Origin of the sequence: Actinophytocola sp. (assembly GCF_009379765.1) — a bacterium.
GTDB lineage: Bacteria > Actinomycetota > Actinomycetes > Mycobacteriales > Pseudonocardiaceae > Actinophytocola.
Window position 1 is genome coordinate 59,127 of the sequence record NZ_WHTD01000023.1, and the last position, 10,713, is coordinate 69,839.

Here is a 10,713-nt window from a genome sequence, read left to right on the forward strand (position 1 = left end):
ACGCGGGCGTCGTATGAACAGGTTCGGGTCGATCTTGTGATCTACTTTTCGGGCGCCGACCAGGAGGCGCGAACCCGAGCCGGAGTGGAGGCACGTTGACCATTCTCATCATCGTCGTGGTCGTGGTTTTGTTCGTACTCACGGTCGTGGTGAAGTCGATCCTCGTGATCCCGCAGGCGCAGTCCGCGGTGGTCGAGCGGCTCGGCAGATACCGGTCGACGGCCGAGCCGGGGCTGAACTTCCTGGTTCCGTTCCTGGACCGGGTACGCGCCCGGATCGACCGCCGCGAGCAGGTCGTCTCCTTCCCGCCGCAGCCGGTGATCACCCAGGACAACCTGACCGTGTCCATCGACACGGTCGTGTACTTCCAGGTGACCAACCCGCGGGACGCGGTGTACGAGATCTCCGACTACATCGTCGCCGTCGAGCAGTTGACCACCACGACGCTGCGCAACGTGGTCGGCGGCATGAGCCTGGAAGAGACGCTGACCTCCCGTGACTCCATCAACGGGCAGCTGCGCGGCGTGCTCGACGAGGCCACCGGGCGGTGGGGGATCCGGGTCGCGCGAGTCGAGCTGAAGGCTGTCGACCCGCCGCCGTCCATTCAGGACTCCATGGAGAAGCAGATGCGCGCGGACCGGGAGAAGCGCGCGATGATCCTGACCGCGGAAGGTACGCGGGAGGCTTCGATCAAGACCGCGGAAGGCCAGAAGCAGAGCCAGATCCTGTCGGCCGAGGGGGCCAAGCAGGCGGCCATCCTCGCCTCCGAGGGTGAGCGGCAGTCCCGCATCCTGCGCGCGCGGGGTGAGCGCGCCGCCCGGTACCTGCAGGCGCAGGGCCAGTCCAAGGCCATCGAGTTGGTGTTCGACGCGATCAAGGCCGGCAAGCCGACGCCCGAGGTGCTGGCCTACCAGTACCTGCAGACGCTGCCGCAGATGGCGCAGGGCGACGCCAACAAGGTGTGGATGCTGCCCAACGACTTCGGCAAGGCCCTCGAGGGCTTCGCGAAGGCGCTGGGCGCGCCGGGCGACGACGGCGTGTTCCGCTACGAGCCGCCGGCCTACGAGCCGCCGAACCGCACCGCCCAGGACGACGAGGACATCGCGAGCTGGTTCGACACGTCGACCGACCCGAAGGTCGCCGAGGCGGTCCGGGCCGCGGAGGCCGTGGCGCGCCAGGAGGTGCCGAGCCCGCTGACCACCGGGACCGGCCCGGCCAGGACCAGCCCGCCGGCGATCACCGCCCGGCCCGTCACGCCGGTTCCGCCGCCGCCCGTGCCGGACATCCCGCCGGCACCGCAGCCCGCACCGCCGCCCGAGACGCCGCCCGCCCCACCGGTGCAGCAGGCGCCCGCACCGGGTACCCGCGAGCAGGGCACCGGTCGGCCGCCGGAGTCCACCGAGCTCTCCGACGACCCGCCTCGCAACTGACGTCTCGCACGCCCCCGCCGCGAATGTTCCGCGGCGGGGGCGTTTCTCGTGCCGGCGGTCGATATGGGGCGCGGCCGTTCGTCGTTGGGGTAGTCGATCGAAAGGGAGCACCGTGAAGTACCTGCTGATGATCTGCACCGACGGGACGTTCGACCCGGCCGACCACAAGCCGGACGAGCTGGACGCCCAGCCGTGGGTCGACGAGATGACCCGGCGCGGCATCCGCTCGACCGGCAACCGCCTGCGGGCCGCCGCCGACGCGACGACCGTGCGGGTGCGCGACGGCGAGCCGCTGATCAGCGACGGGCCGTTCGTCGAGACCAAGGAGCAGATGGGCGGCTTCGACATCATCGAGTGCGGGGACCTCGACGAGGCGATCGAGGTCGCCTCGAAGCACCCGATGGCCAAGCTGGGCATGGTCGAGGTGCGCCCGTTCTGGACCGGGTGACCCGGCCGGGCCGGCGACGTTTGCCTTGACGTCGGGGGCAATGTCTACCCTCGGGTGCATGCGAATCGGTGAGCTCGCCAGGCGGGCGGGGACCACGACCCGGACCCTGCGATTCTACGAGTCGCAGGGTCTGCTCACGGCCCAGCGCTCGGCCAACGGCTACCGCGACTACGACGAGGGCGACCTGCCGCTGGTCACGGAGATCCGGACGCTGCAGACCGTCGGGCTCACGCTCGACGACACCCGCCCGTTCGTCGACTGCCTGCGCGCCGGCCACGAGTCCGGCGACGCCTGCGTCGGCTCGATCGAGGTCTACCGCCGCAAGCTCGCCGAGGTCGACGCCTGCATCAACCGGCTCGCCGCCGTCCACGCCGAGCTGCACGACAAGCTCACCCGCGCGCTCACCGGCTTCACCGCCGACCCGTGCACCGTCCCAGAGGAGCCCACGTGACCACCGTCTCGACCATCCCCGCCGTCACCGACGACACCTTCGCCACCGACGTCCTGGCCAGCGACACTCCCGTGCTGGTCGAGTTCTGGGCGGAGTGGTGCGGCCCGTGCCGGATGATCGCCCCGATGCTCGCCGAGCTCGCCGACGAGCGCGCCGGCACGCTGGCCATCCGCAAGATCAACGCCGACGAGAACCAGCGGACCGCCATCGGCTACCAGGTGATGTCCCTGCCGACCATGATCCTGTTCCGCGACGGCCGGCCGGTCCACGCGATGGTCGGCGCCCGCGCGAAGTCTCGCCTGGTGGCCGACATCGACGCCGCCCTGGAGCGCTGAGGATCAGGCCCGCTCCCGGTCCTTGGCCCCGGCGGCCGCGGCGTCGGTGACGTGCCCCGGCCCACGAGTTGTGCCCCGCCATCCCGATCGATGCGATCCGCGCCGAGAACAGCCGGGTCCGCCGATCGTCGGCGAGCCCCGCGTCGTCGTAGATCCCGGCCCGCTGCTCGAACAGGAAACGTTCGGCGTACAGGTGGTTCTGCACCTCCCGCGAGAGGACCCACTGCTCCTGCGCCTTGGTCGCCGTGAGCAACGCGGCGGCCAAGGCGGCGCCCGCGCTGACGATGACGACCCACCATCTGGGCACCATCGGGATGCCGGACATCGCGGTGGTGCCCACCGACAGCAGCACGCTGGCGTAGACGAACAGCTTCGACGTGCGCTTGCTCCGCAACGCGCGCCGCCGCCAGTTCTTCTGCAGGTCCCCCCAGTGGGCGAACGCGCGGTCTCTCAGGTCCTGCGACTCGTCCCGGTCACTCGCCATGCGCACATGATGGCCGAGCGGAGGCGGCGCACCGAAAGCTAGCCGCAGATCGCGGTCTCGCGCACGCTCAGCACCTCGAAGCCGATCGCCGGGGTGGGGGCCGCGGTACAGCTCGCCGCGCGGGCCGGGCCCAGCTCCTTCTCCGCCACCGCGACGCGCCACTCGCGGCCGTCGACGTGTGCCACCGTCGCGAGCCAGCCGCCGCCGACCGCCTTGCCGACGTCGACGACGCTCAGCGTGTCCGGACCCGACTCGCCCACGCGGGCCCGCACCGCCAGCTCGGCCACCTGGCCCGCGGGCGGCCACGTCGACCGGCCCCGGCAGTTCTCCGGCTCCACCGCGGGCGAGCCGTCGAGCAGCGCGCCGGCCGAGCCGACATCCAGCCGGCCGTAGGCGTACCCGGTCGGCAGCAGCACCGCGGTGGGGGCGAACCGGTGCCCGCCGATGTGCGTGCACTCCCACACCGACTCGCCGTGCAGGTCCGCCAGCGCCGCCGCGACCGGGCGGCCCAGCAGCGCGCAGCACACGTCGCGCCGACCGTTGGTGCACACCAGCAGCAGGCGATCGGACACCCGCTCGCCGAGCTGGCCGGGCTCGCCGGCCGCCGCGCGGGTGAAGTCCAGGTCGAACAGCGCCTTCGGGTCGCTGATCATCGTCCGCTCCAGCCACGTGTTCCCAGGCGCGGTGTGCGCGAGGTACACGTGCCGGGGGACCGGCCGGTGCCGGTCGGGGTGGCTGCCCGGCCGGCGGATCAGGACGATCCGGACACCGGTTCCGGCCGCCAAACCGGCTAACTCGCGCGCGACCCCCTCGTCGAGGTGGCTCGCGGACAGCGCGTCCCGACCCCACGGGCCGGGCTGTTCCAGGCACAGCCACGACCGCGCGGTGGCCGCGGTCCCGGCCAACGGCTCACCGATCGCCTCGGCCAGTGCCGAGCAACGCAGCGCGTCCATCCACAACAGACTCTCACGTCGACGCCCGCCGATGCGGTGACCCTCACCGTCATTTCGAGCGAAACCCCAGCCCGACCAGCGGGTGCTGCGGCAAAACTGGAGCCGGACTCGAGCCGGTTACCCACGCCCGAGCAACGTACCCCCGTTGACCTGCAGAATCTGCCCGGTCGTCCAGCCGGCATCCGGTGCCGCCAGATACGCCGTCGCGGCGGCCACCTCCTCCGGTGAGCCGGCCCGGCCCATCGGGATCCGCGCCAGCCTGCTCGCCACCAGCTCGTCGGTGAGCCGGCCGGTCCAGAACTCCGTATCCGGCACGAAACCGGGCGCGAGCACGGTCACCCCGTCGGCGGCCAGCTCCTCGCGAGCCCGAGCGCCCACGCGTGCAGCGCGGCCTTCGAGCCACCGTAAGAACCCGGCCCGCGCAGGCCGGCGACCGAGCTCAGCACCACGATCCGCCCGCCGGGCCGGGGGAGCGCGGACAGCAGCGCCGTCGTCAGCAGCACCGCGGGCAGCACGTTGCCGCGCACGTCCGCCGCCCACTCGGCCGCCACGCCCGCGAGCCCCTCGCCCGGCACACCGAAGCTGCCACCCGCGTTGTTGACCAGCACATCCACCCGACCGCCCGCGGTGAGCCGGTCCGCCAGGTCCTGCACCTGCGCCGGCTCGCTCAGGTCCGCCGTCTCGGTCGTCACCAGCGGCTCGGGCAGCCCCGCGTTGAGCTCGTCGGCCGCCTTCGCGAGCACGTCGGCCCGCCGACCGAGGATCACCACCGCGCAGCCGTCCCCGGCCAACCGGGCGGCGACGGCCTTCCCGATCCCGGTCCCGCCGCCGCTGACCACCGCTCGCCGTTCCATCCGACCTCCCGTTCGCCCACCTCGTACCCGCCGTCACGCTAGGGGCGAACGGCCGAGTTCGAAAACGAGTTACCTCGATCAATAGGGTGAGAACATGCCCCTCAAGGTCCCCTACGCCGAACCGGGCGTTCCGGACGCTCGAGGTCCAGCCCGCTACCTGCTGTGGTTGGTGAGGAAGCAACCGCGGCGCGTGTTCTTCGGCTTCCTGCTCGGCAGCACCTGGATGCTCGGCCTCGTCGTCCCGCCCTACCTGATCGCCCACGCCATCGACGACGGCCTGCGACCGAGGGACCTGGGACAGCTCGGCCTCTGGGTCGGCCTGATCTTCCTCGCCGGCATGGTCAACTCGCTCATCGGCATCATGCGCCACCGCACGATGACCTTCGTCCGCCTCGATGCCGGCTTCCGCACCGTCCAGGTCGTCATCCGGCACGCCGTCCGCGTCGGCGCCGAGCTGCCGCGCCGGGTCAGCACCGGCGAGGTCGTCTCCATCGGCGCCGCCGACCTCGACCGCGTCATGCGCACCATGACCACGACCGGCCCCGGTATCGGCGCGATCGTCTCCTACGCCGTCGTGGCCGTGCTCCTCATCGGCATCTCGCCGCTCATCGCGCTCGTCGTCCTGCTCGGCGTGCCAGCGCTGCTGCTCGCGCTCGGCCCGCTGCTCAACCGGATGCGCGACGCCGAGACCGCCTACCGCGAGCAGCAGGGCTCGCTCGCCGCCCGCGCCGGCGACATCGTCTCCGGCCTGCGCGTGCTGTGCGGCATCGGCGGCAAGGACCGGTTCGCCGCGCGCTACCACCACGAGTCCGACGCGCTGCGCGCCGAGGGCTACCGGGTCGGCGCGGTGTCCAGCTGGATCCAGGCCGTCATGGTCGGCCTGCCCAGCCTCTTCCTGGCCGCCGTCACCTGGCTCGCCGCCCGGATGACCGCCGCGGGCGACATCACCGTCGGCGAGATGGTCGCCGTCTACGGCTACGTCGCGATGCTCGCCACCCCGGTGTACTTCCTCATCGAGGGCGCCCAGGACATCAACCGCGGGCTCGTCGCCGCCCGCCGGGTCATCCGCGTGCTCAACCTCGAGCCCACCGTCCCCGACCGCGTCGCCACCCGGTGCCCGCCCCGGCCGGCCGACCTGCACGACCGGGAGTCCGGGCTCACGGTCCGGCCGGGAGAGCTGCTCGCGCTCGCCGCCGCCAGGCCCGCCGCCGCACTCGATCTCGCCGACCGGCTGGGCCGCTACGTCGACTCCGACGTCACCTGGGGCGGTCGACCGCTCGCCACCATGCCGGTCGACGAGGTCCGCCGCCGCATCCTCGTCGCCGACAACGAGGCCTACCTGTTCGCCGGCCCGTTGCGGGACGGCGTCGCCACCGAGCGCGACCACGACGACACCGAGATCCGGGCCGCGGTCCGGACGGCCGCCGCCGGGGACATCGTCACCGGGCTGCCCCGCGAGCTCGACTCGTGGATCGAGGCGCAGGGCCGCGACCTGTCCGGCGGCCAGCGCCAGCGGCTGCGACTCGTCCGCGCGCTGCTCGCCGATCCCGAGGTGCTGATCCTCGTCGAGCCCACCTCCGCGGTCGACGCGCACACCGAGTCCGTCATCGCCGCCCGGCTGCGCGAGACCAGGCGCGGCCGCGCCACCGTCGTCGTCGGCACATCGCCGCTGCTGCTCGACCGCGCCGACCGGGTCGCCTACCTCGTCGACGGCCGCATCGCCGCCACCGGCACCCACACCGACCTGCTCGCCACCGAGCCCGGCTACCGCGCCTTGGCCTACCGCGGCAGCGAGGAGGAGCTGGTGTGACGACCCCGTGGACGCCCACTACACCGCAGCCGCAGCACGGCTGGCGGCTCCCGGTGGCCGGCCGCGCCGCTGTCCGCCGCGCCAACTGGGAGCTCGTCACCACCGACCGGCGCGGCACGATCCTCGTCCTGCTCACCACCTGTCTCGCGGCCGTTGCCGGGCTCGCCGCGCCCTGGCTCATCGGCCGCATCGTCAACCAGGTCGGGGGCGGCCGTCCCGAAACGTCCACAGTGGACCTGCTGGCGCTCGCCATCGTCGGCTTCGCCGTCGCGCACGTGCTGCTCACCCGGATCTCCCACTACCTCGCGCACCGATTCGCCGAGCGCGCGCTGGCCCGGCTGCGCGAGGAGTTCGTCGACCGCACGCTCGCGCTGCCCACGTCGATCGTCGAGCGCGCCGGCACCGGCGACCTGATGGCCCGCACCACCGCCGACATCGCCACCGTCGGCAGTGCGCTGCGCGACGCGGCGCCCGAGGTGTTCGTCGGCCTGCTGCAGACCGTCTTCATCATCGCCGCCACGTTCGTGATCAACCCGCTGCTCGGCCTCTGCTCGGTCGCCGGCATCTCCGGACTCTGGTTCGCGGCCCGTTGGTACCTCAAGCGTGCCCGCGACGGCTATCTCGCCGAGGGCTCCACCAACTCCGAGATGTCCGAGACGCTCGCCGCCACCGCCGACGGCGCCTGCACCGTCGAGGCGTTCGGCCTGCGGCACCGCCGGGTCGCCGCCGGCGACGACCGGATCCGCGACGCCTTCCGGGCCCGGGTCCACACGCTGTTCCTGCGCAGCGTCCTGTTCCCGCAGATCGACTTCTCCTACGTCCTGTCCACCGCGATCGTGCTCGTGGTCGGCGGCGTGCTCTACGTCAACGACCTCGCCGACCTCGGCGCGGTGGTCTCCGCGGCCCTCTACACCATGCAGCTCATCGACCCGCTCAACCGCGTGCTCATGTGGATGGAGAGCCTGCAGCGCAGCAGCGCGTCGATGGCCCGGATCAAAGGCGTCGGCTCCGCTGCGTCGCCGGCCGGCACCGAGCCGCCGCCCGGTGGGCGGCCCCGCGACGACCGGCTCGAGGTCACCGGCGTCAGCTACGCCTACCACGCCGGGTACCGCGACGTGCTGCACGACGTCGACCTCGACGTGCGACCGGGGGAGCGGCTCGCGATCGTCGGCCCGTCCGGCGCCGGCAAGTCCACGCTCGGCCGGCTCCTCGCCGGGGTCGACGCACCACGGGCGGGCGCGGTCACCGTCGGCGGCGTCCCGGTCGCCGACCTCGCTCCGGACGAGCTGCGCCGCCGGATCGTGCTCGTCACCCAGGAGCACCACGTCTTCATCGGCACCGTCCGGGACAACCTCGCGATCGCCGCACCCGACGCCACCGACCGCGAGCTCCTCGACGCGTTCGCCGCCGTCGACGCCGACTGGCTGCACACGCTGCCCGACGGCCTCGGCACCGAGCTCGGCGCGGGCGGCACCGCGCTCGACGCCGCGCAGGCCCAGCAGCTCGCGCTCGCCCGCGTCGTGCTGGCCGACCCGCACACGGTGATCCTCGACGAGGCCACCGCGCTCCTCGACCCGGCCACCGCCCGGCACGCCGAACGCGCGATGGGGGCCGTGCTCGCCGGCCGCACGGTGATCGCGATCGCGCACCGGCTGCACACCGCGCACTACGCCGACCGCGTCGCGGTGATGGCCGACGGCCGGATCACCGAGCTCGGCAGCCACGAGGAGCTGGTCGAGGCCGGGGGAGCGTACGCGGGGCTGTGGCGGTCCTGACACGCCGCGAGCTGATTTCCGGATGCCGTGACCCGGCGTTTCCCCTAAGGTCGAGTTGATCACTGCTGATGAGGCGACACAGGTCGCCACGTTTCGTGGTGCCGATTTGGCGCTATGTCTACTTGTCTCCTCGGCCGTACCTCTCGGTGAGTTCCGCGCCGATCCGGGCGAGCTCGACCCGGACCGGCGCCGACTCGGTCACCTCGACCGTGGCGCCCCAACCCGCGATCCGTTCGGCGATCGACAGGGGAGTGTGGGCCGCGAGCCGCACTCGCGCCCGGCCGTCCTGCTCGCCGAGGACCTCGCAGTGCCGACCGAACTGCATGTGCAGCACGCGCACGAACCGCGGCTCGATCAGCACGACGGCCGACACGGGGGAGCGGCGCTGCTCCATCTCGTCGACGACCTCGTCCCACGCCGCGCCCAGCTCGAAGTCGTCCGGCCGGTGCGCCTCCTCCTCGGTCGCCGTGGCTTCCGTGATGCGGTCGATGCGGAACGTGCGCCGGCCCCGGCGGGGTCTGGCTCATCGCCTCGGCGTACGTCATGACGTCGCGCTCCGACGGCGTGAACACGTCCGACTCGCGCCAGCGCGGCACCTCGCGTGCCTTGGTTAGGTCGAGTCCCTCGTTGTGGGCCTGGAAGTAGCCGAGGTCCAGGCAGAAGCTGCAGCCGACCAGGCTGGCCACCGCCATGTGGGCGAACGTCTTCAGGTTCTCGTCGCACGCGTTCCATTTCCGCGCCTTGCGGCTGAGACCGAAGCCGGAGCTCAGCACCTTCCGGTTGTGCCACGCCACCTCGACCGGCTCGGGCACGTCGCCGAGCAGCTTGCGGGACATCCGCTTGACCATCGCGCCGTAGATGCCGGTCAGCTCCGCCTTCGGGATCCTGCTGGCCATGGGTTCCTCCTCCGACTGGGTGAGTCGGCATGAAGACACCGGGCACGAACCGCGTGTGACACCCGCGTCGCGCGGGTCGGGCCTACTGGGCGGCGTCCAGGCGGGCTCGCTGGTCGGCGCTCAGTTCGAGGTCGACCGCGGCGAGGCTTTCGTCGAGCTGGGTGACCGAGGATGCGCCGACCAGTGGGATGACCGGGAGGTCGCCGCCGATGAGCCAGGACAGGACGACCTGGTTGGGGGTCGCGCCGGTCTCCGCGGCCACCTCCCGCAGCGCCTTGAGCCGCACCGGGGTGCCCGCGTGGTCGTGCTCGGGGCCAAGGGGCTTGTCGTGGCGTACGTAGGCGCCGCTGAGCAGCGGGGTGTACGCGACGAGGGTGAGGGACGGCTCGTGGCGCACGTAGTCGAGGACGTCGCCGCCGGCCACCCCGAGCTCGCCGTCCGGCGAGTGCCGGTTGCCCATGTCGGTGCGTTGCCGCAGGTATGTGTGGTGGTACTGGAGCACCTCGTACCCGGGGAGGCCGGCCGACGCGGCCAGCCGGCGGCTCCGCTCCACCCGCCAGCTCCAGTGGTTGCTGACGCCCAGCAGGCCGACGCTGCCGTCGGTCACCAGCGCCCCGAACGCCTCGACGGTCTCCTCCATCGGGACCTTCGGGTCCTGGCCGTGCGCGTAGAGCAGGTCCAGCCGGGACACGCCGAGCCGCTCGCGGCTGCGGGCGCAGGACTCGCGGATCACCGCGGCCGAGAGCCCTTCGAGGTTCGTGGTGAGGGTGGTGCTCGGCTCGAGCGGGCGGCCGGCGAGCTTGGTCGCGATCAGGACCTCTTCGCCGACGCCGTTGGCGCGGCGCCAGCGCCCGAGCAGCGACTCGCTCTCGCCGCCCTGGGTCCCGTTGACCCAGTACGCGTAGTTGTTGGCGGTGTCGATGAACGTCCCGCCCGCCGCGACGTAGCGATCGAGGATGGCGTAGGAGGTGGCCTCGTCGGTGGCCGTGCCGAACAGCATGGCGCCCAGGCTCAGCACGCTGACCTCGCGGCGGGTCCCGGGACTCACACCCAGAGTGCGGTACTTCATGGCGGCGAGTCTGAATGCTGGAGCGTCCTCCAGGTCAAGGCCCCGGTCTCCTATCCCTGACCCACGGGGCGAAATCAGTTGGCGGGCTTGCCGAACCAGCGGGAGAGGTGGTCGTCCAGGTCCTGCTGATCGTCGCCGATCCAGGCGACGTGGCCGTCGGGGCGTAGCAGGACGCACGGAACATCCAGTACCGCAGTGGGATCCGCGA

Annotated in this window: 10 protein-coding genes and 3 pseudogenes; 6 read left to right on the forward strand and 7 right to left on the reverse strand. The window is 72.4% G+C overall.

All coding sequences use genetic code 11. The annotated features are described in order from the left end of the window. The first annotated feature begins 95 nt into the window (after window positions 1-95). The 4 genes from GEV28_RS09940 (at window position 96) to trxA (ending at window position 2,664) form a co-directional block, all read left to right on the forward strand. On the forward strand, window positions 96-1,430 hold the full coding sequence (locus tag GEV28_RS09940) for an SPFH domain-containing protein (RefSeq protein ID WP_291410932.1): 1,335 nt from the start codon (window positions 96-98) through the stop codon (window positions 1,428-1,430). Window positions 1,431-1,542: 112 nt separating this feature from the next. Beyond that, a complete protein-coding gene (locus GEV28_RS09945; protein ID WP_291410934.1) occupies window positions 1,543-1,878 on the forward strand; it encodes a YciI family protein in 336 nt (111 codons plus the stop codon). Window positions 1,879-1,936: 58 nt separating this feature from the next. Further along, window positions 1,937-2,329, forward strand: coding sequence for a MerR family transcriptional regulator (locus tag GEV28_RS09950; RefSeq protein ID WP_291410936.1), 393 nt, complete (start codon window positions 1,937-1,939; stop codon window positions 2,327-2,329). Beyond that, complete coding sequence (gene trxA / locus GEV28_RS09955) at window positions 2,326-2,664, forward strand: thioredoxin (protein WP_291410938.1); 339 nt, start codon at window positions 2,326-2,328, stop codon at window positions 2,662-2,664. The genes GEV28_RS09950 and trxA overlap by 4 nt, the downstream gene beginning before the upstream one ends. A 118-nt stretch (window positions 2,665-2,782) precedes the next feature. On the opposite strand, the pseudogene GEV28_RS42225 reads toward trxA, so the two are convergent. The 3 genes and pseudogenes from GEV28_RS42225 to GEV28_RS09970 form a co-directional block, all read right to left on the reverse strand. After that, window positions 2,783-3,148 (reverse strand): annotated as a pseudogene (locus GEV28_RS42225) (DUF4231 domain-containing protein); the annotation flags it as partial. A gap of 38 nt (window positions 3,149-3,186) precedes the next feature. Further along, entirely contained in the window at window positions 3,187-4,101 is a 915-nt protein-coding gene (locus GEV28_RS09960) for a sucrase ferredoxin (RefSeq protein WP_291410940.1), read from the reverse strand. Between the two features lie 117 nt (window positions 4,102-4,218). Further along, window positions 4,219-4,955, reverse strand: a pseudogene (locus GEV28_RS09970) (SDR family NAD(P)-dependent oxidoreductase). A gap of 94 nt (window positions 4,956-5,049) precedes the next feature. On the opposite strand from GEV28_RS09970, the gene GEV28_RS09975 reads away from it, so the two are divergent. Next, window positions 5,050-6,765 (forward strand): ABC transporter ATP-binding protein, encoded by a 1,716-nt coding sequence (locus GEV28_RS09975; RefSeq protein WP_291410946.1) that lies wholly within the window; start codon window positions 5,050-5,052, stop codon window positions 6,763-6,765. After that, entirely contained in the window at window positions 6,762-8,540 is a 1,779-nt protein-coding gene (locus GEV28_RS09980; protein ID WP_291410948.1) for an ABC transporter ATP-binding protein, read from the forward strand. Before GEV28_RS09975 ends, GEV28_RS09980 begins: the two co-directional genes overlap by 4 nt. A 118-nt stretch (window positions 8,541-8,658) precedes the next feature. On the opposite strand, the gene GEV28_RS09985 is transcribed toward GEV28_RS09980, so the two are convergent. The 4 genes and pseudogenes from GEV28_RS09985 to GEV28_RS42235 form a co-directional block, all read right to left on the reverse strand. Next, on the reverse strand, window positions 8,659-9,030 hold the full coding sequence (locus GEV28_RS09985; RefSeq protein WP_367115077.1) for a WYL domain-containing protein: 372 nt from the start codon (window positions 9,028-9,030) through the stop codon (window positions 8,659-8,661). A gap of 100 nt (window positions 9,031-9,130) precedes the next feature. Then, window positions 9,131-9,436, reverse strand: a pseudogene (locus tag GEV28_RS42230) (carboxymuconolactone decarboxylase family protein); the annotation flags it as partial. A gap of 82 nt (window positions 9,437-9,518) precedes the next feature. Beyond that, window positions 9,519-10,505 carry an aldo/keto reductase gene (locus tag GEV28_RS09995; protein ID WP_291410950.1) on the reverse strand — a complete coding sequence of 329 codons (987 nt, stop codon included), beginning with the start codon at window positions 10,503-10,505 and terminating at the stop codon, window positions 9,519-9,521. Between the two features lie 74 nt (window positions 10,506-10,579). After that, on the reverse strand, window positions 10,580-10,713 hold a 134-nt coding region (locus GEV28_RS42235; protein ID WP_367115078.1), incomplete at its 5' end, for a hypothetical protein.